This is a genomic window from Butyrivibrio sp. (assembly GCF_017940685.1).
Taxonomy (GTDB): Bacteria; Bacillota; Clostridia; order Lachnospirales; family Lachnospiraceae; genus Butyrivibrio.
The window spans coordinates 1-23,889 of record NZ_JAGAYD010000248.1; the positions used below are offsets into that span (position 1 = coordinate 1).

Annotated in this window: 24 protein-coding genes; all 24 read right to left on the bottom strand. The window is 41.1% G+C overall.

Annotated features, from left to right (window positions below; genetic code table 11):
* Positions 1-85 precede the first annotated feature (85 nt).
* The 24 genes from J6I68_RS14885 to J6I68_RS15000 all read right to left on the bottom strand — a co-directional run bounded on the left by J6I68_RS14885 (position 86) and on the right by J6I68_RS15000 (position 23,876).
* On the bottom strand, positions 86-1,630 hold the full coding sequence (locus tag J6I68_RS14885) for an ABC transporter ATP-binding protein (RefSeq protein WP_292221470.1): 1,545 nt from the start codon (positions 1,628-1,630) through the stop codon (positions 86-88).
* Positions 1,631-1,726: 96 nt separating this feature from the next.
* Positions 1,727-2,950 (bottom strand): BMP family lipoprotein, encoded by a 1,224-nt coding sequence (locus J6I68_RS14890; protein WP_292221472.1) that lies wholly within the window; start codon positions 2,948-2,950, stop codon positions 1,727-1,729.
* A gap of 53 nt (positions 2,951-3,003) precedes the next feature.
* Complete coding sequence (udp, locus tag J6I68_RS14895) at positions 3,004-3,780, bottom strand: uridine phosphorylase (protein WP_292221474.1); 777 nt, start codon at positions 3,778-3,780, stop codon at positions 3,004-3,006.
* A 98-nt stretch (positions 3,781-3,878) separates the two neighbouring features.
* The gene (gene rimM, locus J6I68_RS14900) at positions 3,879-4,391 is read right to left on the bottom strand and encodes a ribosome maturation factor RimM (protein ID WP_292221476.1); all 513 of its coding nucleotides are present in this window, start codon (positions 4,389-4,391) and stop codon (positions 3,879-3,881) included.
* Positions 4,388-5,164, bottom strand: coding sequence for a tRNA (guanosine(37)-N1)-methyltransferase TrmD (trmD, locus tag J6I68_RS14905; RefSeq protein WP_292221479.1), 777 nt, complete (start codon positions 5,162-5,164; stop codon positions 4,388-4,390). The genes rimM and trmD overlap by 4 nt, the downstream gene beginning before the upstream one ends.
* A 63-nt stretch (positions 5,165-5,227) precedes the next feature.
* Entirely contained in the window at positions 5,228-5,455 is a 228-nt protein-coding gene (locus J6I68_RS14910) for a KH domain-containing protein (protein ID WP_120741893.1), read from the bottom strand.
* Positions 5,456-5,500: 45 nt separating this feature from the next.
* Entirely contained in the window at positions 5,501-5,746 is a 246-nt protein-coding gene (gene rpsP, locus J6I68_RS14915) for a 30S ribosomal protein S16 (RefSeq protein ID WP_292204297.1), read from the bottom strand.
* An 81-nt stretch (positions 5,747-5,827) separates the two neighbouring features.
* Complete coding sequence (gene ffh, locus J6I68_RS14920) at positions 5,828-7,210, bottom strand: signal recognition particle protein (RefSeq protein ID WP_292221481.1); 1,383 nt, start codon at positions 7,208-7,210, stop codon at positions 5,828-5,830.
* Positions 7,210-7,551 carry a YlxM family DNA-binding protein gene (gene ylxM / locus J6I68_RS14925; protein WP_292221482.1) on the bottom strand — a complete coding sequence of 114 codons (342 nt, stop codon included), beginning with the start codon at positions 7,549-7,551 and terminating at the stop codon, positions 7,210-7,212. Before ylxM ends, ffh begins: the two co-directional genes overlap by 1 nt.
* 79 nt (positions 7,552-7,630) lie before the next feature.
* The gene (locus J6I68_RS14930; protein WP_292221484.1) at positions 7,631-8,497 is read right to left on the bottom strand and encodes a helix-turn-helix domain-containing protein; all 867 of its coding nucleotides are present in this window, start codon (positions 8,495-8,497) and stop codon (positions 7,631-7,633) included.
* 2 nt (positions 8,498-8,499) lie between these two features.
* The gene (locus tag J6I68_RS14935; RefSeq protein ID WP_292221486.1) at positions 8,500-9,585 is read right to left on the bottom strand and encodes a glycoside hydrolase family 25 protein; all 1,086 of its coding nucleotides are present in this window, start codon (positions 9,583-9,585) and stop codon (positions 8,500-8,502) included.
* Positions 9,586-9,587: 2 nt separating this feature from the next.
* Complete coding sequence (locus J6I68_RS14940) at positions 9,588-10,466, bottom strand: YitT family protein (protein WP_292221488.1); 879 nt, start codon at positions 10,464-10,466, stop codon at positions 9,588-9,590.
* Positions 10,466-11,689 (bottom strand): threonine ammonia-lyase, encoded by a 1,224-nt coding sequence (gene ilvA / locus J6I68_RS14945; protein WP_292221490.1) that lies wholly within the window; start codon positions 11,687-11,689, stop codon positions 10,466-10,468. Before ilvA ends, J6I68_RS14940 begins: the two co-directional genes overlap by 1 nt.
* 24 nt (positions 11,690-11,713) lie before the next feature.
* On the bottom strand, positions 11,714-12,628 hold the full coding sequence (gene ftsY / locus J6I68_RS14950) for a signal recognition particle-docking protein FtsY (protein ID WP_292221491.1): 915 nt from the start codon (positions 12,626-12,628) through the stop codon (positions 11,714-11,716).
* Positions 12,628-16,185, bottom strand: a complete 3,558-nt coding sequence (gene smc / locus J6I68_RS14955; RefSeq protein WP_292221492.1) for a chromosome segregation protein SMC — start codon at positions 16,183-16,185, stop codon at positions 12,628-12,630. Before smc ends, ftsY begins: the two co-directional genes overlap by 1 nt.
* Positions 16,185-16,880, bottom strand: coding sequence for a ribonuclease III (gene rnc / locus J6I68_RS14960; RefSeq protein WP_292221494.1), 696 nt, complete (start codon positions 16,878-16,880; stop codon positions 16,185-16,187). Before rnc ends, smc begins: the two co-directional genes overlap by 1 nt.
* Before the next feature lie 53 nt (positions 16,881-16,933).
* Entirely contained in the window at positions 16,934-17,170 is a 237-nt protein-coding gene (gene acpP, locus J6I68_RS14965) for an acyl carrier protein (RefSeq protein WP_292204287.1), read from the bottom strand.
* A gap of 46 nt (positions 17,171-17,216) precedes the next feature.
* On the bottom strand, positions 17,217-18,221 hold the full coding sequence (plsX, locus tag J6I68_RS14970) for a phosphate acyltransferase PlsX (protein WP_292221497.1): 1,005 nt from the start codon (positions 18,219-18,221) through the stop codon (positions 17,217-17,219).
* A 125-nt stretch (positions 18,222-18,346) separates the two neighbouring features.
* Positions 18,347-18,529, bottom strand: coding sequence for a 50S ribosomal protein L32 (rpmF, locus tag J6I68_RS14975; RefSeq protein WP_022773549.1), 183 nt, complete (start codon positions 18,527-18,529; stop codon positions 18,347-18,349).
* Between the two features lie 141 nt (positions 18,530-18,670).
* Positions 18,671-19,531 (bottom strand): AraC family transcriptional regulator, encoded by an 861-nt coding sequence (locus J6I68_RS14980; RefSeq protein WP_292221498.1) that lies wholly within the window; start codon positions 19,529-19,531, stop codon positions 18,671-18,673.
* A gap of 99 nt (positions 19,532-19,630) precedes the next feature.
* A complete protein-coding gene (locus tag J6I68_RS14985; RefSeq protein ID WP_292221500.1) occupies positions 19,631-20,662 on the bottom strand; it encodes a branched-chain amino acid aminotransferase in 1,032 nt (343 codons plus the stop codon).
* Between the two features lie 63 nt (positions 20,663-20,725).
* On the bottom strand, positions 20,726-22,084 hold the full coding sequence (locus tag J6I68_RS14990; RefSeq protein ID WP_292221502.1) for an AI-2E family transporter: 1,359 nt from the start codon (positions 22,082-22,084) through the stop codon (positions 20,726-20,728).
* 4 nt (positions 22,085-22,088) lie between these two features.
* On the bottom strand, positions 22,089-22,895 hold the full coding sequence (locus tag J6I68_RS14995) for an Mrp/NBP35 family ATP-binding protein (protein WP_292221504.1): 807 nt from the start codon (positions 22,893-22,895) through the stop codon (positions 22,089-22,091).
* 18 nt (positions 22,896-22,913) lie between these two features.
* Positions 22,914-23,876, bottom strand: coding sequence for a glycosyltransferase family 2 protein (locus tag J6I68_RS15000; RefSeq protein ID WP_292221505.1), 963 nt, complete (start codon positions 23,874-23,876; stop codon positions 22,914-22,916).
* Between the last annotated feature and the right edge of the window lie 13 nt (positions 23,877-23,889).

Genomic DNA, 23,889 nt, shown 5'->3' on the forward strand with positions numbered 1-23,889 from the left:
ATTATTATACAGAGAATAGCAGCTAAAATGGACTGTACAGCTGGTTTTGCCAAAAAGCTGTTTTTAGAATTATCAGATGAACCCATCAGGCTGTTACCTCCTTTCTCTTAGCTCCTGCCATGTAAAGACCAAGTTCTTCAGGAGTTGTAACCTTAGGATCAAACTCACCTACTATCTCACCCTCATACATAACAAGTATCCTGTCTGAAATACTCATAACTTCTTCAAGCTCCAGAGATACTAAAAGAACTGCGTGGCCAGCATCTCTCTGTGCAATGAGCTGTTTGTGGATATACTCAATAGCTCCAACGTCAAGTCCTCTGGTAGGCTGTACAGCTATAAGGAGATCCGGGTTTTTATCAATTTCTCTTGCTATGATAGCTTTCTGCTGGTTACCACCTGACATAGAACGAGCTATTGTAGGCGCTCCCTGACCAGATCTGATATCATACTGCTCAATGAGCTTGTTAGCATAAGAATTGATGGCTGCTTTTTTAAGGAAGCCAGTCTTTGTTGAAAACTCAGGTTCAAAGTATCTTTGAAGTACCAAGTTATAAGCCAGTGAATAATCCATAACAAGACCATGTTTATGTCTGTCTTCAGGGATATGACTCATACCACTGGTTGACCTCTCTCTTATTGATGCATGGGTAATATCTTTGCCAGAAAGAGTTATCTTACCACTGGTACAGTTTTCAAGTCCTGATAAGCCGTAAACAAGTTCTGTCTGTCCATTTCCATCGATACCGGCAATACAAACAATCTCTCCTGATCTGACATCAAAAGAAACATTCTTAACAGCATTATTATGATGAAGTTTACTAGGAACTGTCATGTTCTCAACATGAAGGATAACATCACCAGGTTCCTTGTCATCTTTTGTTGCCACAAGCTGAACATCACGTCCCACCATCATCCTGGATAATTCATTCTGATCGGTATCAGCAATATTTACTGTTCCAATGTACTTACCTCTTCTAAGTACACTGCATCTGTCCGCAACAGCCATGATCTCTGCAAGCTTATGAGAAATAAACAGAATAGACTTACCCTCTCTTGCAAGATTTCTCATGATTTCCATAAGCTCGTCGATCTCTGCAGGTGTTAAAACAGCAGTGGGCTCATCAAAAATAAGGATCTCGTTATCTCTGTAAAGCATCTTGAGAATCTCAGTTCTCTGCTGCATTCCTACAGTGATATCCTCAATTTTTGCGTCAGGATCTACCTTCAGGCCATACTTATCAGAGAGTTCAAGTACTTTCTTCCTTGACTCCTCTTTCTGCAAAAATCCGTGCTTAGTGGTCTCATCACCAAGAATAATGTTGTCCAATACAGTAAAGCACTGAACAAGCTTGAAATGCTGATGAACCATACCTATGCCAAGATCATTGGCATCATTAGGGTTGTTGATCTTAACAACCTTACCGTCTTTCTTGATAGTACCTTCTTCAGCCTGATAAAGTCCAAAGAGTACGCTCATAAGAGTTGATTTTCCTGCACCATTCTCACCAAGAAGTGCATGGATCTCGCCTTTTTTGAGCTGGATCGTAACATTATCATTAGCTATGATACCTGGAAATCTCTTGGTAATGTTCAGCATTTCAATAGCATATTCACTAGTAGCTGCCATTGATACCTCCTCTATACCCTCGTAATTATTTGTTTCTTCGAAAAAAGGCCGGAAGACTATGAATCTGCCGGCCCTTAAAAGCGCTAGGCGCGCATATTATTTGATGTTGCCCTGGAAGTTGATCTTAGCTGTTGTAGCTGAAGGCTCCTCAGCTGAAGAATCATTTGATACAGTAATCTTTCCGCTTACCATATCGCTAACGAGCTGCTTGTAATCATCAGCTGTGAATGTGTCTGTCCAAACTGTTGAATCAGCAAGTGATACATAGTTGAGTGAAAGATCATCAGCAGATACAAGACCAAGGTTCTGGATCTGTCCAGCGAATGAATCCCACTGTCCATCTCTGATTGCTGAAAGAAGTGTGTTAACAGTTGCCTGAAGACCCTTCTGAGCAGATGTGATTGTCATGCCCTTACCGAACATTCCATCGATTGTTGCAGCCTGGTCAACGTCAACACCGATAACCTTTCCGTTTACCTTAGCAGCTGCCTCGCCTGCAGATGTAAAGATACCGCCGCCGCAAGCAAATACAACTTCTGTGCCACCCTGGTACCATGTGTCCATAGCAGCTGTGATATCTGAATCGCCGTAGAACTGGTTACCATAAGCGTAGTTGATCTCGACGTCAGCGCCAATCTCTGATGCAGCAGCGTCAGCACCCTGAACGAAACCATAACCATAACGGATAACAGCAGGAACTGCCATACCGCCAAGGAAACCAAGCTTTGTGTAGCCCATCTTTACTGCAGCATAACCAGCCATGTATCCAGGAAGCTCTTCCTGATATACTGCTGAGAATACGTTGTCATATGTCTTGTTGTTGAAGTCTGATGAGTCACCCTCAAGGTCGTACTCAGAAACGTCAAGAGCAACGAACTTGATGTCAGGATACATCTCTGCTGTCTCCTTGATAGCGCCAGCAAAAGCGTAACCAGGCATAACGATTACATTGAATCCATCAGCAACAGCCTTGTCGATCATAGCTACTCTCTCAGCATCTGAATCGCCTTCTGGCTTGTAGTATGTGAACTCTACACCATTAGCCTCGCCAAATGCCTTGCAAGCCTCGTATGTTGACTGGTTGAAAGACTGGTCTGTGATATCGCCGTAGTCTGTTACCATAGCAACCTTCATATCAGTTGCCTCAGCAGGAGCCTCTGTAGCTTCTGTAGCCTCTGCTGCTGGAGCCTCAGCTGTCTCAGCTGGAGCTGCCTCAGTCTGTTCTGTAGTATCTGCTGTTGCAGGAGCTGATGAGCCACATGCTGCAAGAGAAGATACCATTGTTGCAGCCATAAGAACTGCTAAAATCTTCTTTTTCATAATTTCCCTCCATTATAAAAATAAAAAATGAAAAATGTATAATAAAACCTTATTTAGGCTTTATCCAAATTAATAAGCTCTTTTACAGCCTCAATAGTTGTCTTGTACACAATATCCATATCATGAACCTGTGGATTAGGAAGGCCCTTTTTAGCCCTCTCCTGATTGGCAACTACTAAAAGAACTGCTCCTGTCCTTATCCTTAAATAACTTCCAACGATAAACAGAGTTGAGCTCTCCATCTCGGAACACAGACATCCACATTTGATCCATGCGTCCCATTTATACAAAAGCTCGGGACCAACTGGCTTGGTCTCAGGCTCATGCTGTCCAAAGAATGAATCCTTGCACTGTGCAACACCTACATGATATTTGGCGCCAGACTTCTTAGCGCCGTTTACCAAGGCATTTACCACATCAAAAGAAGCTACAGCAGGATACTCAATGGGTGCATACTCCTTGGAGGTTCCCTCTGCACGGATAGCGCCTGAAGCAATAACAATATCGCCACCAACCACATCATCCTGCATTCCTCCAGAAGTTCCCATTCTGATAAAAGTATCTGCGCCACACTTAGCAAGCTCCTCAACACAGATTGCTGTAGAAGCTCCGCCAATTCCATGAGAAATGACGCTTACCTTTTCACCATTAAGATACCCTGTATAGCAATTATACTCTCTGTTATATGCAACAAATTTGGGATCATCAAATAGCTTTGAAATAGATTCACATCTTCCTGGATCTCCAGTCAAAAGAACATATCTGCCCACATCCCCAGGGCCAACATGAGTATGATACTGATATCCAGCACCTTCTGTATAATCTACCATTAGAATCCTCACCCCAATATCTTGTATTAAGATATTTTCATACACTAAATATTTACTCTAAATATTATATGACAATTAATAAGAAAAGTCACTATCTTTTAAAGAAGACCATCCATGACATGAATGACTATTCTGCCGCCTTCAGGATCGATTTCTTTGATGCAATCCCTGATAGCAGGTATATAGACTTTTTCTCCAGAATCCTTTCTGGTCATCTCATAGACGTCATTGGCACCAGTCTGAAGAATTTCGGTAAGTGTTCCAAGTTCACTGCCATCTTCATCAACGATACTTAGTCCAATAAGATCTGCGCAGTAATACTCACCAGGTTGTAATTTTATGGCGTCTTTACGGTCAATGGTAAGTTCACAGCCTCTGAATTTCTCAACCTCGTTAATATTATTAAACTGCTTAAATTTAACTATAACAAACTTCTTAAAAAATCTTGCGCTTACCACATCCAAAAGCAACTCCTCACCCCTTTGTGTGTGAAGAACAACCTGTTTAAGCTTTTTAAATCTGGAAGGGTCCTCAGTTGTAGGGAAAACATTAACTTCACCCTGAAGACCATGTGTAGATGCAATTACTCCCACCTGAAACCTGTCTGTCATTTATTATCCTCTTCTGTGATATTAGTGCGCTTTTTACGTTTCTTTTTCTCAGGCTTTGGAGGATTCTCCAAAACCCACTTTTCATAAAGGTCTGGTCTTCTTTCCTTGGTCCTTAAAATGGACTGCTCAAGTCTCCACTCGTCAACCTTCTTGTGATCACCAGATAAAAGTATCGGTGGAACCTTTTTCCCCATCCACTCCTCAGGTCTTGAATACTGAGGATATTCAAGAAGACCGCCTGCAAAGCTTTCAGTCATTGCAGATTCATCGTTATTTAAAACTCCGGGAACAAGCCTTGATATGGCATCAATCATCACCATAGCAGGAAGCTCGCCACCTGTCAGCACATAATCTCCAATTGAAATGTAGTCTGTAACAATCTCTTCAAGGACTCTCTCATCAACACCTTCATAGTGTCCACAAAGAAAAACCAGATCCTGTTCCTTTGCAAGATCTGCAGCCATTTTCTGGTTAAAAACACTGCCTTGAGGTGTCACGTAAACAACACGAAGCTTCTTATCTTCTGACAGATCCGATATTGAATCTCTTATGGACAAAAAGCAGTCGTAAATCGGCTGAGCCTGCATAAGCATTCCAGCTCCGCCGCCATATGTATAATCATCAACCTTGTGATGCTTATTGTCATTTGAAAAATCTCTGATATTGACAGCATTAAAAGATATAAGCCCTTTATCTGCTGCACGACCAGTTATGCTGGTCTTTAATCCCTGCTCAACCATTTCAGGGAAAAGAGTCATAATATGAAAATTCATTTTTCACCCAATTAAGCGTAATAAAGAGCCGAATAAAGTTGATACCTTATTCGGCTCCGTAAATCATACTATTTCAACATCAACCTTAACATCTTCTCTTGTTGATGCAGCCTTTACAACGGCGCGAATTGCCTTAGCAATGCGTCCTTGCTTACCTATCACCTTGCCCATGTCAGAAGGTGCAACATGAAGCTCGATCATGATATTACGCCCGTCTTTTTTCTCGGTTACTACTACTTCATCCGGATTGTCAACCAGGGCTTTTGCGATAACTTCAACTAATTCTTTCACTATCCACCTCCGGCAAATTTGAATGATCTATCAAATCAGAAAAGATTATTTCTGAATGCCGGCCTGCTTGAAAAGCTTAGCAACAGACTCTGTAGGCTGTGCTCCGTTTGAAAGCCACTTCTTAGCGAGCTCCTCATTAACCTTTACTGTGCTAGGATCTGTGTTAGGATCGTATGTACCGATCTCCTCGATGAACTTACCCTGTACAGGGAACTTAGAATCTGAAACGATGATTCTGTAGAAAGGAACCTTCTTCTTACCAATTCTCTTTAATCTGATCTTTACTGCCATTTTAAATGTCCTCCATTTTAAATAAATAAATTATTGTTTTTGTTTTTATATGTATCAAACAGCTATAGCTGCATAGACATATCAAAAGAATTTACCGCCGCCAAAGCCGCCCATTCCAGGGAAGCCTCCAAATTTGCCAAAGCCTTTTCTCTTTCCACCCATAAGTCCTGGCATCTGCTTCATCATTTTGTTCATCTGCTCAAATTGCTTGATAAAGCGGTTTACTGCTGCGATATCATTTCCAGAGCCCTTTGCTATCCTGAACTTTCTCTGGGGACTCATAAGCTTTGGATTTTTTCGCTCCTCAGGAGTCATAGAAAGAACTATTGCTTCGAGTCTTGCCAGTTCCTTTTCATCAGGAAGCTGATCTTCTCCAATCTTGCCCATTCCCGGAAGCATGCCCATGATAGCTGAAAGGCCACCCATGTTTCGCATCTGCTTCATGCTCTCAAGGTACATTTCGAAATCGAGCTTGCCCTTCTTCATCTTCTGGGCCATCTCTTTTTCTTTTGCCTCGTCCATTTGCTGCTGCGCTTCCACAGCCTTGTCAATGAGACTTAAAACATCACCCATTCCCAGGATCCTGCTGGCCATTCTGTCAGGGTAGAACTGCTCAAGATCTGAGAGCTTCTCGCCCATACCAACATAGAGAATAGGTTTGCCAGTTACAGCCTTGGTGGAAAGAGCTGCACCACCTCTGGAATCGCCATCCATCTTGGAAAGGATGATCCCATCAACGCCAACCTTGTCGTTAAACTCAGAAGCTACATTGACAGCTTCCTGACCTGTCATGGCATCAACAACCAAAAGTGTCTGATGTACTGCAATGGCATTTTTTATATTGATCAGCTCGTTCATCATGTCTTCATCAATCTGAAGACGACCTGCTGTATCAATCAAAACAACGTTATTGCCTGCTTTTTTAGCCTGCTCAAGGCTGGCAAGGGCAATATCTACAGGACTTACGTCAGTTCCCATCTCAAAGAAATCAACCTGTTGTTTCTCAGCATTGACACGGAGCTGTTCAATAGCAGCTGGCCTGTATACGTCGCAGGCTACAAGAAGTGGCTTCCTTCCCTTGAGCTTGAGCTTACCTGCTATCTTCGCTGCAGTTGTTGTCTTACCAGCACCCTGAAGACCACACATCATGATAACAGTGATCTCATTGACAGGTAAAAGGCTAAGCTCAGTTGTATCTGATCCCATCAGGGAAGTCATCTCTTCATTTACGATCTTGATGACCATCTGTCCTGGATTAAGACCATTTAATACATCTTCACCAACAGCTCTTTCCTGTACTGAGGAAATGAACTGCTTAACAACCTTAAAGCTGACATCAGCCTCTAAAAGAGCCATCTTTACTTCTTTAAGCGCAAGCTTAACATCCTCTTCAGAAAGACGTCCCTTGCCCTTAAGACCCTTAAAGACATTTTGCAGTTTATCAGTAAGACTTTCAAAAGCCATTAAGTAAGCTCCTCTAAAATATTCTCAGAGATATCAAGTGCAGCCTTTTTAAGCTCTGTTACATCCAGATCCTTTTTGGATACCTTTTTAAGTTCTTCAGCCTGCGCTTTGATAGCTTCAAAACGCCTGATCATATGAAGCTTGTCTTCATAACCCTGAAGCGTTTTGGTGCATCTTTTTATGAGGTCATGCACGCCCTGCTTGCTGATACCATGTTCATCAGCAATCTCAGTAAGCGACATATCGTTATATACAGCAGCTTCATATATCTGTTTTTGATGTTCTGTTAAGAGTTCTCCATAGAAATCATACAGAAGGCCCTGTTCAACGATTTTTTCCATAATGAACCTCACCCATATTTATGCACAATGAGTATAATAACCAAAAAGAAAATAAGTGTCAAGTATTTTTTCTTGACACTTAAAACTTTAGATCTGACGGCAATATTCCAAGCTGATTCTTAAATGCCCTGCTAAAGGATGAATAATCCCTGAAGCCGCATTCAAGGCAGGCACTTGTTGCAGGCATTCCTGCTCCAATATAGTCTCTGGCAAGCAGTATCCTCTTTTCAGAAATATATCTGTGGATCGAATAGCCTGTTTCATTTTTGAATAGTCTCATCATATGATATTTGCTCATATAAAAATGATCTGCCAGTCTGTCTATTGCAAGGTCTCCAGAGAGATTATCACTAATATAATCTATTATCTCAATCACCTTCCTGTTGTATCTTGCAGACGTATCAAAGCAATTTGCTTCAGTAATACATGCCTCGCTAAAACTTATAAGGGCATTTAAAAGATCTATCCTGAGCCGTAGGCTCCCCTTATAGATCTGGTCCTGACTATTTATATCGGATTCTATCTTTTTAAATGCGTCATAGAGCTTTGAACTAATGCTTCCTGAAAACCTGACTACACTGCTCTTTTTTTCTGTGGCAGCTTTAAAGCTGTCAAGAAGATCATATTTTAAAAGAAATTCATCCTTAAGATACAGGATCATCCTGTCATATTGTGAATCGGTCTTTTCCTGATTCCAGATAGGCCTATGGATACAATGCCTGTTAACAAGCACAAAATCGAAGGGCTTAAGCTCATACTCCAGCCCTTCGATCATATATTTCGCATCCCCGGAAAGAACAAGGATCAGTTTATGAAAATCATGGTAATGATATGGAATATCTGCGCTTTCACTACTTTTTATATGAAAAAAGCGAAAGTCTTCATTAAGATATCCCTTTTGCTCATATGCTTCGTATGATAAAGAAGCGTTAAACTGCTGTTCCATACTTAGTAGTCCGTTATACAGATATTGAGATCAACATCGCCATCTATACCATCAATCCTGCCGGATGAAGTATACTGCCAGATATTAAAGTGATATGGATAGTACATAGGAAGTCCATAGTAGGCTATCCAGATATCGTAATCATCTACATCAACAGCATCCATAAGAAGCGTAAAGGATTTGACATTTCCATAGATCATTGGTTTATATCCAGCCTGCTTAACCATTTCACAAAATGTCTTAGCTACAGTCTCATATTCATCTGTAGTAAGCTTGGCTGTTCTTGCAGTGTCTGACTCTGCTGACTCGATATCAATGACAACAGGATATTTGATGTCGTAAGGCTCGATGAGATCAAGGATGATCTGTACCTCTTCCTTGGCTTCTTCCTCATTTACTGCCTGGGAATAAAAGTATACGCCAACATCAATACCGTTTTCAATAGCTCCCTCTACGTTATCTACAAAGTAGTCGTCTGAAAGGAGTTTGCCTTCTGTAGTACCGCGAAGTCCTGCTCTGATAATAGCAAAGTCAACGCCAGCCTTGGCAACCTTCTCCCAGTCAATGCTTCCCTGAAATCTTGATACGTCAATTCCGTTCTTAACAGTTACCGTAGAATCATCTCCGACATAGTCAAGGAAGCCATCTTCCCCAACTTCAAAGTCAGACTCAGAAAAGCCATGCTTTTCTATATCATCTCTTATAGGGAAGAAATAGTATCTGCCAGAACTTGCAACAACGATCTGGTCAGGGAAAAGAGATCTTATGGCCGATGTTGCGCCTTCTCCGTTTTCAAGCTTTTCCTGGATCATGGCTCTGATGGAATTTTTAGTGCTTTCCTCAGTCTCGAGCTTAACTTCTTCTATAAGCTCTTTTGCCTCAGCTTCAGTATAGTACCCTTCTGCATTCAGAGCATCAAGCTCGCTCTGAACTGCATCCTCCTGTCTCTGAAGAGATGCATTTTTGATAAGAAGGGCAATGCTAAGAGAAAGTCCCATCAAAGCAACAAGACTTAAGAAGATTATCGAAACTATATTGTGTGTGTTTCTGACGCCGCGGCGCTCTCTAGTGTCTAAGGAATTATGCATGCTTACATTCTCTCGTCAAAATAGCTCTTATAGCCTTCTCCAAAAATCTCACTGGCACTGGACACGATCATAAATGCATTTGGATCCTCTTCCCTTACAATATCCTCCGCAAGGGGCGAAAGTCTCTTTTTAATTGCACACATGATGACCTTCTTTTCTTCACCGCTGTATGCTCCCTTACCAAATACATGGGTAACGCCAATATCCAGCTCTGTAAGGAGTCTGGCTGTAATAATTTCTGGTCTGTCTGAAATAATGTAAATGAGTTTTGCTCCGTCTCTACCATAGAGAACAAAGTCAACAACTGCACTTACCACCATAACAGAAAGGAACGAATACATAGCTGCAGCAAGGTCATTGAAGACAAAGGCTGCAATTATGAGAACTATCATATCAGTCAGTATGTATAAAACTCCTGTCTTGATATGAGGATACTTAAGTCTTAACAGTTTAATTATAACATCTGTGCCGCCGCTTGTTGCGTGGCATTTAAAAATCAGACCAATAGCTACAGCAGTCATGGCTGAACCAAATGTCACAGCCAGGATCATGTCATGGATAACATACTGGCCAAAAAACTTGGTGCAAAGATCGGTAAATACTGAGATCATTGCTGTAGCATATACAGTTGATATGGTAAATCTGATTCCAAATTTCCATATAGCCACAACGAGGATAGGTATGTTCAGAAGTAGAAACCACATTCCGGTTCCGATTCCCACAAGTCTGTTAAGTACAATTGCAAGACCTGTCATACCACCTGGAGCCAGGTTGTTGGGATCTACAAGAAGGCTTGTTCCCACTCCATAAATAAGTGATGCAAAAGTAATGATCAGATACTCACGTATCCTCTTTCTGCCTATTATTTTTTTGGAATTCATTAAATATTTGTCCTTACTATCCTTGGCTTATAGCCATTTTCATTAAGAGCATTCATGATCTGCTCTTTGTGTTCCGTGCCAAAGGCTTCAAGGGTTATGCGAAGCTCAACAGCGGCACTTCTGTTTATTGATACAAACTGGTTGTGCTCCAGTTTGATGACATTGCCCTTTACATCTGCTATTATACCAGATACTCTTGAAAGCTCTCCCGGCTTGTCTGGTAAAAGAACTGAAACAGTAAATATCCTGTCTCTCATAATAAGTCCCTGCTGTACAACAGATGACATGGTGATGATGTCCATATTTCCACCTGAAAGCACACAGGCGATCTTCTTGTCCTTACAGTCAAGCTGCTTAAGTGCAGCAACTGATAAGAGACCAGAATTTTCAACAACCATCTTATGGTTTTCTACCATATCAAGGAATGAAACAACAAGGTCCTCATCAGGAACTGTGATGATATCATCAAGGTTTTTCTGAAGATATGGGAAGATGTGCTCTCCAGGAGTCTTAACAGCAGTACCATCCGCAATAGTATTTACACTGCTTAGTGTAACAACATGACCAGCCTTAAATGACTCCTGCATGCAGTTAGCTCCTGCTGGCTCAACGCCTATTACCTTGATCTTAGGGTTAAGGAGTTTTGCAAGGGTTGAAACACCTGTTGCAAGTCCGCCTCCTCCGATAGGAACAAGAATAATGTCTACTGTAGGAAGTTCCTTAATGATTTCCATAGCAATTGTGCCTTGTCCTGTAGCCACATCAAGGTCATCAAAAGGATGAACAAGCGTATAGCCATGTTCTTTGGCAAGCTCTAAAGCCTTCTCATAGGCTTCATCATATACATTTCCATGAAGTACAACCTCAGCGCCAAGTGCCTTGGTCCTGTTTACTTTTATAAGAGGAGTTGAAGTTGGCATACAGATAGTAGCCTTAACGCCATACTGCTTGGCAGCATAAGCAACACCCTGAGCATGGTTTCCTGCAGATGCAGTGATAAGTCCCTTCTTTCTCTCTTCGTCAGACAAGGTTGTGATCTTATAGTAAGCTCCTCTAACCTTGTATGCTCCGGTTCTCTGCATATTCTCAGGCTTAAGGTATACCTTATTGCCTGTAGCATTACTCCAGTAATCACTGTAGATCAGCTTGGTATCAAGAGTTACTTTTTTTACATCCTCATAAGCCTCTTCAAATTTTGAAAGAGTCATCTTTTCTTCAGACATTTCTTCCTCCTCTGGACCTTTGTTTTATTCCCCAAAAAGCGCATCTACAAACTCGGCTGAATTGAATCTTTCAAGATCATCAAGTCCTTCGCCTACGCCAACATACTTAACTGGTATCCCAAGTTCAGATACAATAGCTACTGCAATTCCACCCTTTGATGTGCCATCAAGCTTGGTAAGTACTATTCCTGTAAGGGATGCAGCCTCTCCAAATTCCCTTGCCTGCATTATTGCGTTCTGGCCTGTTGTTCCATCGAGCACAATAAAGTTTTCCCTGCAGATATCCGGAAGTTCCTTATCAATGATCCTGTTCATCTTGGCAAGCTCTTCCATAAGGTTTTTCTTGTTATGAAGTCTGCCTGCTGTATCAACAATAAGGATATCACAGTCTCTTGCCTTAAATGCAGCTGCAGCATCATAGATGACGCTGGCTGGATCTGAACCGTCTTTTCCTGTAACCAAAGGGCATCCTGCCCTGTCAGCCCACATAGCAAGCTGTTCTGTGGCAGCCGCCCTGTAGGTGTCAGCCGCCGCAATGATGACCTTCTTGCCTTTTTTCTTAAAAATTGCTGCAAGCTTACCTACTGAAGTTGTCTTACCAACACCGTTTACTCCGATAACAAAGACTACAGACTTCTTGTCTTCAAAGTCGTAAGCTCCGGGTTCGATCTTCATTTGCTGCCAAATATCCTGGATAAGAAGTGCTTTGCACTTGGCTGGATCTGATATATGCTGTTCTTTTACCTGTTCCCTTAGCTGGTCTATTATGCGGCTTGTGGCATTGATTCCGATATCTCCCATAATGAGCGTCTCTTCAAGCTCTTCATAGAAGTCATCATCAATACTGGAATATCCGGAAAAGACATTGTCTATGCCTTTAACTATGCCATCTCTGGTTTTGGATAGTCCCTGCTGAAGTTTTTCAAAAAAGCTGGCCATTAATTCGTAAGCTCCTTATCAATGAGGTTTACAGAAACCAGTGTAGATACACCCTTTTCCTGCATGGTTATACCATAGAGTCTGTCTGCACTTTCCATTGTACCTCTACGATGTGTAATAACAATGAACTGAGTGCTCTTGAGTTTATGAAGGTACTTTGCAAACCTTACTACGTTGTTCTCATCAAGAGCAGCCTCAATCTCATCAAGAAGACAGAAAGGCGATGGCTTTAGGTTCTGAATAGCAAAAAGAAGTGCTATAGCTGTAAGAGCCTTTTCTCCACCGGACATCTGCATCATGTTAACAAGCTTCTTTCCTGGTGGCTGGGCATTGATCTTGATTCCTGCCTCTAAGACATCCTCATCCTCAGAAAGTTCAAGGCTTCCCTTTCCGCCGCCGAACATCTCTTTGAATACCTTGTCAAACTCTACATTGATCCTTGCAAACTGCTCAACAAACTGCTTGCGCATTGACTCATCAAGATCTTTAATGATCTCCTTGAGCTGCTGTTCTGCAGTAATAAGATCATCGTGCTGAGTCTTCATGAAGGTGTATCTCTCCATGAGGTTCTTGTAGTCCTCAATGGCGTTTACATTGACATCGCCAAGCTTTTTGATGGATTCCTTAAGCTGGCTGGTCTCTCTCTTCATTGCAGGGATGTCAGTCATCTCTTCATCCCGCATTGTAGCAGCATCAGTCAAAGTGATCTCATATTCATTCCACATGTAGTTGATCTGCGCTTCAATAGCTTCCTGGCATCTTTCTTTTTTACCTGAAAGCCTTATAACTTCTTTATCCAGATCAGACATGTGTTTATTTAATTCTTCTGTTTTATTAAAGAATTCCTTCTGTGAAACAGTAAGGCTGTTCTTCTTTTCCTTGTTTTCATCAAGCTGTCTTGAAGCCTCAGAATGAACATCAGTAGAAGCTTCAATGGTGAGCCTTATCTCTTCTATATCTTTTTTGCTCTGGGCCAGGGTCTCGTCGTTTTTCTTTATTGTCTCCTGGATTTCCAAAAGAGCTTCTTCTTCGGTCTTGATCTCGTTATCTACACGGTCAATATTAGCCTGGGCAAATTCTTGCTTCTGGGCTATCTTCTCGTACTGGATATCCCACTTAGCAACATTCTCATTTTCCTGCTCTTCAACCTTATGGAGTTCTTCAAGCTGTCCCTGGAACTTTGTTACCTTCTCTGAACACTCTTTTTCAGTAGATTCTGATTCAGAGAGCTGCGTTAAAGCTTCTTCCTTTTCAGAAGAAATCTCAAGAAGCCTCTTCTCGATCTCATCGCTTTCGCTCTTTAAGTCTGAATAGTTGCCCTTTTGCTCTTTCTGACGGGTTTCCTCGTTTTCTACATTGATCCTTGCAGTATTCTGTGCAATGAACTTCTCCTGAAGCTCTGACCTTAACTTCTCAGAAAAGGTCCTGAGTTCGTTTCTCCTGGCCTTTGAATCTTCAATTTCCTTCTGAAGCTCAGCCTGCTTATCCTTGTATTTCTTTACGTTCTTTTCAAGATCCTCCATCTCTCTTCGTCTTCCGAGAAGATTAGAGTTGTTTCTGAAAGCACCACCGCTGATGGCTCCACCTGGAACAAGGAGCTCACCTTCCAAAGTAACCATACGTACTGTATAGTTGTACTTTCTGGCAATCTTAACTGCATTGTCTACATTGTCTACAGCAACGATCCTTCCAAGCATTGCCTTGGCAACGCTCTTGTACTTGGGATCTGTAGAAACAAGCTCATCCGCCATCCCAAGTACTCCAGGCTCTTCAAGAGCCTCTTTTGCCTTAAGCTCAGGTGGGTTATCCAAAGATGTAAGAGGAAGGAAAGTTGCTCTTCCTGCTTTTGTATCCTTAAGATACCTGATCATCTTTTTAGCAGTTTCTTCATTGTCTGTAACAATGTTCTGTATATTACCGCCAAGGGCTACCTCAATAGCGGTCTCGTATTTAGGCTCAGTCTTGATGATATCAGCAACTACACCGATGATTCCCTTGGTGTCGTCCTTTCTCTCCATTACCTTTTTAACACTGCCGCCGTAGCCTTCGTATCTCTCTGTGAGGTTTGCCAAAGCTTCAAGTCTTGATTTTTCCTGCTGATAAAGCTCCTGAGTCTTACGAAGCTCTGTATCCTTAAGAGACATATTCTCACGAATGCTAACAATCTCAGCATCAGTCTCTTTCTGCTTCTTGTTCATTTCAGATATCTCTGAAGTGATGCTGTCAAACTCATCACGGAGCTTTTTTAAAGTCTCTTCCTGTTTGGACTCATCGGATCTGGCCCTTACAAGCTTACTTGTAAGCTCAGCCTTTCTGATGTTGACCTGTTCCTTCATGGTTTCGAGACTACTAAGCTTACTCTTTATGTTTGCTCTTGTTTCAAGAGTCTTGATGATTGTGCTCTTGCACTCTTCAATCTCGTTGTTGATATCTTCTATCTGAGAAAGAACCTTATCCAGTTCTTTTCTGGCTTCATTCCTGTCAGCAGATAAAGTATCAGCTTCCTTGTCTATAGCTTCCTTCTCTTCAAGGTACTTATCTTTTTCTTTGTTTCGAAGGTCAAGCTTTTCCTGCTCGTCCTTTTCCCTCTTCCTGAAATGAGTATCATTTTCAGAGGCAGATTTTATCTTTTCATTTAAGATACCAATCTGTCCCTCAAGTTTTTCCTTTTTAACAGAGGAATCTGTAATCTTTGCTCTGATCTCTTCAATCTCTTTGTCGATCTCTTCGATCTGTTTCTGGATATTCTCGTATTCCTGCCTTGTTTTATCGTAGGACTCTTTTGCCTCAGCAAGTGCCTCTGAAGCAATGTCATAGTTTTTATTTGCTTCTTCAAGCTGCTCTTTCTGAAGTTTGTTTTCTACAAGGAACATGTTTACATCAAGAGTTTTAAGTCTTTCCTTGTACTTAAGGTACTCTTTAGCAACTTCAGACTGCTTCTCCAAAGGGCCAACCTGTTTTTCAAGCTCAGAAAGAATATCAGAAAGTCTTGTAAGGTTAAGCTTCTCCTCCTCAAGCTTTTTAAGAGCTGTCTCTTTTCTGGCCTTAAACTTAACAATACCAGCAGCCTCATCAAAAAGATTACGTCTGTCCTCAGGTTTACTTGAAAGGATCTGATCAATCTGACCCTGTCCGATTATGGAATAGCCTTCCTTACCAATACCTGTGTCCATGAAAAGCTCATTGACATCCTTAAGTCTGCAGGTAGAGCCATTGATCATATATTCGCTCTCTCCAGACCTGTAAAGGCGCCTTGATACAGTAACTTCATCATAATCAATGGCAAGGGAATGATCGGAATTATCCAAAGTGATGGCAACATAAGCATAGCCCAGAGGCTTACGAAGCTCTGTTCCCGAAAAGATTACATCTGTCATGGCTCCACCACGCAGCTGTTTGATACGCTGTTCACCAAGAACCCATCTTACCGCATCAGCAACATTACTCTTACCAGAGCCGTTAGGTCCTACGATTCCAGTGATACCATTATGAAAATCAAATTTTATCTTATTGGCAAATGACTTAAAGCCATGAATTTCAATGCATTTTAAATACATTACTGCTTATTCTTCAATACAAGAACGGCCTTATAAGCTGCCTGTTGTTCGGCGGCCTTTTTGGTCTTTCCTGTCCCCTCTCCCAAATTATCAGCTCCAACGAAAACGCGAACCTCAAATATTTTATCATGTTCCGGTCCACTTTCGCCACAAATTTCATACCTTACCTCGCCAAGATTCTCACCCTGAGCGATTTCCTGTAAGATCGACTTACTGTCAACAAACATCTGAACTGCCTCGATGTTTGACAAAATGTAAGCATCAATAAATCTCTTGGACTCTTCGATTCCCCCGTCCAAAAACAGTGCTCCAATAACCGCCTCCATTACATCAGCAATTATGGATTCTTTATTCCTGCCGCCAGTTGCTTCTTCACCCTTACCAAGCTGAATATACTCTCTTAAATCAAGGGCATTAGAATCATATGCAAGAGCTCCCTCACAAACAAGGGATGCTCTCATTTTGGACATTTCCCCTTCTTTCTTTTCGGGAAATGTTCTAAAAAGGTAGGCGCTGGAGATCATCTCAAGGATTGCATCTCCTAAAAATTCAAGTCTCTCATAGTCTGGCTTTTTTCCAATCTTTTGCTCATTAACAAAAGAACTGTGGGTGAAGGCCTGAGTGATCAAAGCCTTGTCTCTGAAAGTATATCCAATGAGCTTCTCAAATTTTTCAATATCTGTATCTTTTAACATATAAACTCCAAATATAAAAATTAGAGGCAGCACATAAGCTGCCTCATGTTGAATTATTTATTTGAGATAGCGTTTTTCAAAAGTTCAACAGCCTCGCCAACTGTTGAGATATTCTCAGTCTGCTCAGGATCGATCTGAACATCAAACTCATCCTCTAGTCCCATGATTATCTGGAAAAGATCAAGTGAATCAGCACCAAGATCCTCTGTAAATGTAGTCTCAAGCTTGATCTCCTCAGGATCAACGTTGAGTACATTAGCGATAACTTCTTTCATCTTTTCAAATTCCATATTATGTCTCCGATCTTTAATTAAAAAATATATTATCAGCGCCAGATTACTCAGAAATCTTTGCGCTAATCTTCTCACTAATTTTCTGTTCTGTAAAGGTCACACACTGCAAAATTGAGTTTTTGATCTCAATATCGCTTGAGCTTCCATGAGTCTTGACTACAAGGCCCTTAAGTCCCAGCATTGGAGCTCCGCCATACTTTTCAAGACTGTAATCAGAAAGAGATTTCTTAAGGTCATTCTTTATAAGAAGTGCACCAATCTTGGTCTTTAAGTTGCCCATAAGGCTCTTTTTGATGACATGCATCATTGACTTGGCAACACCTTCATACATCTTGAGGATCACATTACCTGTAAAGGCTTCGCATACGATAATATCTGCATAGCCAGCAGGAATATCCCTGGCCTCGATACTGCCAATGAAATTGATATCAGGACAGTTTTTAAGAAGTGGGAATGTCTCTTTTACCAGAGCGTTACCCTTCTCCTCCTCAGCACCTATGTTGACAATGGCAACTGTAGGGTTCTTGATGCCCATGATGTTCTCCATATATACAGTTCCCATCTTGGCAAACTGAACAAGGTGATTAGCCCTTGCATCTACATTGGCGCCACAGTCAATAAGAAGAGAATTACCCTTCTCTGTTGGAATAAGAGGAGCAAGAGGTGCTCTGTCAACGCCCTTAAGCCTTCCAACTATTACCTGGCCTCCAACCAAAGTAGCTCCAGTTGATCCAGCAGATACATATGCATCAGCCTCGCCATGGTTGACCATGTACATAGCCTTTACAATAGAAGAATCCTTCTTTTTGCGAATAGCCATAACAGGTGGCTCTGCCATGTCAATTACTTCTGTAGCATCTACAACCTCTATCTTGCTTGTATCATACTTGTATTTAGAAAGCTCGCTTTCTACCTTATCTTTCTGACCAACAAGAAAAACCTTGAGGCTATCTGATTCCTTAGTAGCATCAACAGCGCCCTTAACAGTAACGAAAGGAGCGTTATCTCCGCCCATTGCATCAACTGCAACCCTAACAATATCCGCCATGTTTTATCTCCGTAAGTTTAATTAGAACAAAATCTAGTGTACTAAATGAGTACACAAAAATCAAGGCTTTCTGACACATGTCAGAAAGCCTCTAAGCTCTTGTAAAATATCCGGTTTTACTAAAATTATGCCTCAACTTCAACAATGCTCTTCTTGTTGTAGTAACCGCACTTCTTGCAAGCGCAATGTGGCTGCATAAGAGCTCCACAGTGACTACATTTAACCAAAGTAGGAGCTGTCATTTTCCAGTTAGCTCTTCTCTGATCTCTGTGTCCTTTTGATGACTTATTCTTTGGGCAGATTGACATTTCAGTAACACCTCCTTACTGTATCCGTATACGAAAAGCCGCAAAAACGGCAATCAATTACGTTTTTTCAATAGCGTACTTAGCTATTTTATATGCCGGGACACCATTTGTCAACAATTATTTTTATTTTCCCTGCAGATATCACCTGTTGCAGTTCTGGGAGTACTTCTTTGGCGATATTCCAACAGACTTGGTAAAGGCCTTAAGGAAATTGCTGTAGTCAGAAAAGCCGCATTTTTCGCAGACTTCACTGACGCCAATACCTTCTGCCAAAAGAGATTTCGCAATGGAAATTCGTCTGGCTGTCATATACTTATTAATAGTTGTTCCTGTTGCAGATTTAAATATCCTGCAAATGTAAGATTCGCTTATAAAAAACTGTTTTGAAAGGTCTCCAATACTGATTGGATACTGGATATTATTATTAAGATAAGAAAGTATGGCATCTACCTGCTCATTATAAGTTGCAGCCTGCTCACTCCCTCTCTTATCTTCCTTATCCTTAAGGAGCTTGTTTATCATGACAAAAAGCTCAGTAAATGTCGCTCTTTCAAGAAGATCATGTCCATAGCCGTTGCTGGTTACGATCTTATTTATAAAGTAGAGAAAACGGCTCTGCTGCTCCTGGGTAAGGCTTATCTTATGAGTAAAGCCTTCAGGACGGTTTGAAAAGCATCCATCAAGATTAGTCTCTTCAGAGGATATGCTCTTCATATAATCAGGATCGATCATGATAACAATTCTCTCATGAAGCTCTTTATCAATCTGGGTAAGATAGTGTGAATCATACTGATTGATAAGGAAAAGATCTCCCGGCTGAATATCATATACCTGATTGTCTATAAGGAACTGCTTTCCACCAGAAATAGAAAAATACACTTCATAACAGTCATGAATGTGCATTTCCATAGCTTTTTCATCCTTATAGAGATGAGCAACTGAGAAATACTTATTCTCTATGCTATTAGCCATCGCTTCCTTACATGAATTTAACTCTTTCAAATCAAACTCCTATCCAAAAATAAATGTTCATATAGTATATCATAATACAAAAAATTCCGGATAGGAGCAATCCCATCCGGAAATAATGTATATCTTGTATTATTTAATTTCGTGTATCCATCCCTCTGGAGCATCGATCTTGCCCATCTGGATTCCTGTAAGGGTATCGTAGAGCTTTTTGATAACTGGTCCCATCTCTTCCATACCCGCCTTAAAGCATATCTCTTTTCCGTGATCATTGATCTTGCCAACAGGGCTTATAACAGCTGCTGTTCCGCAAAGACCCATCTCAACGAACTCAGGAACTTCTGAAAGCTTAACAGGTCTTTCTTCTACATTAAGTCCAAGGATCTCTTTTGCTACATAAACAATTGATCTTCTTGTAATAGAAGGAAGTATTGAATCTGTATGTGACTTAGGAACTACAAGACCGCCGTCCTTAGTTACAAAGATTATATTAGCTCCACCAGTCTCCTCGATATATGTTCTTGACTCAGCATCAAGATATACGTTCTCAGCAAAGCCCTCATCATGTGCTGTAACGATAGCATGAAGGCTCATAGCATAGTTAAGTCCTGCCTTTATGTTACCTGTTCCGTGAGGTGCTGCTCTGTCAAAGTCACTGATCTTAACAACGATAGGCTTAGCGCCGCCCTTGAAGTATGGTCCAACAGGTGTTACAAAGATTCTGAACTGATATTCATCTGCAGGTTTAACACCAATTACATTGCCTGTTGCAAACATAACAGGTCTGATATACAGTGTTGCTCCGCTTCCAAAAGGTGGAACCCAGTCTTTATTGGCAGCAACAACTTCCTCTACAGCCTTGATGAATCTCTCCTCAGGAAATGGTGGCATTTCAAGCCTTGTGGCTGAATCAACCATTCTCTTCGCATTGAGGTCAGGTCTGAAGGTAACGATCCTGCCATCCTCAGTCTCATAAGCCTTAAGGCCCTCGAAACACTCCTGTGCGTAGTGAAGTACGCCTGCATCCTCGCTAAGGACAACCTTGGAATCTTCTGTAATGACGCCGTCATCCCATTTTCCATCCTTGAAGTTGGAAACATATCTCTTGTCTGCTACATGGTAAGCAAAACCAATGTTAGCCCAGTCTAAATTCTTCTTAGCCATTTTATTTCAGTCCCCTTCCTTATGCTTTAGCACTTCAAAGCACTAATTAGTAACAATTATAATTCATTTTTTTCCCGCGTCAAGTTTATTATTTCCGCTGAAAATCTTTTTAAATGTCGATGTTTTCTTGACTGCATTAAATTTGGTATTACTCTTATCACTAAGGAGCTTGTACTCTTTGTCCTCAATATAGGCCAGATCGTAGTAATCGCCAGTAAACTCTGAAAGTTCCTTTTTCCTCAGATAATGGTTGGTTATCCTGGAGACAAGGGCATAGAAAACCGCAAAAACAGGAACACCTATAAGCCATCCCACAACTCCCCATAGTCCACCAAAGAAGGTAATGGAGAAAATTACCCAGAAGCTTGAAAGACCAGTTGATCCCCCAAGGATCCTTGGACCTAAAATATTACCATCAAACTGCTGAAGCAGGATTACAAAGATCAAGAAAATAAGAGCCTGTATGGGTTCGATCAAAACAAGAAGAAGTGCTCCTGCTATTCCTCCAATATAAGGACCAAAGAAAGGAATTACATTGGTCACACCTACTATCACAGAAATAAGTACCGGATAATTTATGCCAAGAATAATGCATCCAAAATAGCAGATGACTCCGATGATCATGGAGTCGATCAGCTTACCACCAATAAAGCTTTCAAAGGTGTTATGTACAAAACGAAATCCTCCAACAAGTTCGTTGGCAAAATCTTCTTTAAAGAAAGCGTAAGCCATCTTTTTGCCTCTTGTTGTAAATCTCTCCTTGGAGTTTAAAACGTATACAGCAACAATAAGACCTACTACGAAATCAAATATAACTCCTATTACAGAGAACACGCTGTTTGTTGCAACTTTTACAATGGTACCCACCTCAGGAAGGTAAGGCTTGATGTTCTGAGTAACGAAGCTTGAAAGTGTCGCATAATAGGAAGTCAGCTGAGAATCAATAAACTCATTGAGTTCAGGATTATTCTCAAGAAGTAGATTTGAATAATCATCAATGTTCTTAATATAAACAGGAAGGTTATTGATGATCTCTCTTATACTGCTAATGAGTTGAGGGATAATGATCCTTACCAGCAAAAATACTATAAAGATGAAGATCAGCATTGTGCATAGTACTGCTATGCCTCTCATCTGTCTTCTCTTTTTCCAGTTGGCATTTTCAGCAAAAGAAATATCGTATCCCCTCTTTTTATAGATAGGAACAAGAAACTTCCCTTCGATAGTATCCTGAAGCGGTATCAGTATATATGCGATTATGACCCCGATGATGATACCTGATATGGAATCCAGGATCTTTTCAAAGAAATCTACAATTACCTTTCCATGAAAAAGGAAATAGTAGGCTAAAAGCGAAGCCACTATTACCAGAAACAATGTGATACCCCAGGTTATCTGGTTTTTCTCAGGTTTCATCTTCATAAGATCATTCCTTCATTCCATCGAGAACTGAAACTAACTTCTCAAGGCCTTCAAATTCAATATCTTCAGCACGTCCAGCGTCGCACTTAGCTGCAAAATCAGGGTTCATTGGAATCTTGCCAAGTACTGAAAGCCCAAGAGATGCTGCGTAATCATCAATCTTGCTCTCGCCAAACATATAGATAGGCTCGCCACAATGTGGGCATGTCATATAGCTCATGTTTTCAACTATTCCAAGTACAGGAATGTTCATCATCTTAGCCATATTAATGGCCTTTTCAACGATCATTCCAACAAGCTCCTGTGGAGTTGCAACAACGATGATGCCATCAACCGGAAGTGACTGGAATACTGTAAGAGGCACATCTCCAGTTCCTGGAGGCATATCCACAAACATAAAGTCCACATCTCCCCAGTTAACATCAGACCAGAACTGCTTAACTATACCTGCAATTACAGGACCTCTCCAGATAACAGGATCAGTCTCATTCTCCATGAGCATGTTAAGAGACATGATCTTCATGCCACCTGCAGTAACTGCTGGAAGCATACCTGTTTCATCAGCATAGTTTTCTTTTCCGATCCCAAACATCTTGGGAATTGAAGGGCCAGTGATATCAGCGTCCATAATTGCAGTCTGGTAGCCCTTTCTGCACATTGAAATAGCAGAAAGGCCTGTTACAAGGCTCTTACCAACGCCGCCCTTTCCACTTACAATTCCGATAACCTTCTTAACATGGCTATACTCAGAGAGCTTGGCTCTCATATTATCTTCCATTTCTTTTTTAAAATCTTCTGGTTTCTTTGCCATTTCTCACATTTCCTACCTTTATTTCTTTTGTTCTGAATCATCACTAAGATATGATTCTATGATAAATCTTGGCCTATTCTTAGTCTCAAGATAAATCTTGCCAATGTACTCTCCTATAACTCCCAGGGATATCATCATAAGTCCGCCAATAAACCAAACTGAAAGAACTGTTGTGGTCCATCCTGGAACTGTCTGGTTATTAAAATAGCGGATAAGGGAATAGATAAATACTGCAATACTAACAAGAAAAATAAATATTCCAAGTCCTGTTATAAGCTTGATGGGCTTGGTTGAAAGACTTGTAATTCCCTCAACTGCAAAACTCAACATCTTCTTAAGAGGATACTTACTCTCTCCTGCAAAGCGCTCTGCTCTTTCGTAGTAAACTACATCACTCTTATAGCCTACCATTGGAACGATGCCCCTCAAAAAGAGGTTAACTTCTCCAAACTCCGCAAGCCCAAGAAGAGCTCGTCTACTCATAAGCCTGTAATCTGCGTGATTGTAAACAGTGTTGGCACCAAGGCTGTTCATGACTTTATAAAAGCCTTCAGCGGTAAATCTCTTAAAAAAGGTGTCTGTTGTCCTCTTACTTCTAACACCATAGACAACATCTACGCCTTCATTAAACTTGTCGATCATAGCCTCTATTGCTTCTATATCATCCTGAAGATCAGCATCAAGAGAAATAGCACAGTCACAGGAGTCCTTAACTGTCATAAGGCCTGCAAGAAGTGCATTCTGATGTCCCATGTTCCTGGAAAGATTGATACCCTGAAAAACAGGATCCTTATGATGAAGGTCCGTTATAATATCCCAGGTAGCATCCTTGGATCCATCGTTAACAAAGACGATCCTTGAGTCGCTGTCTATTTTATTTTTAGATATAAGGTCTAAAAGCTTGTCGCGAATGCGACTTGAAGTTTCTGGCAGAACCTCCTGCTCATTATAACAGGGTATAACACAGAATAGCCTTCCCATACATTCCTCCAAT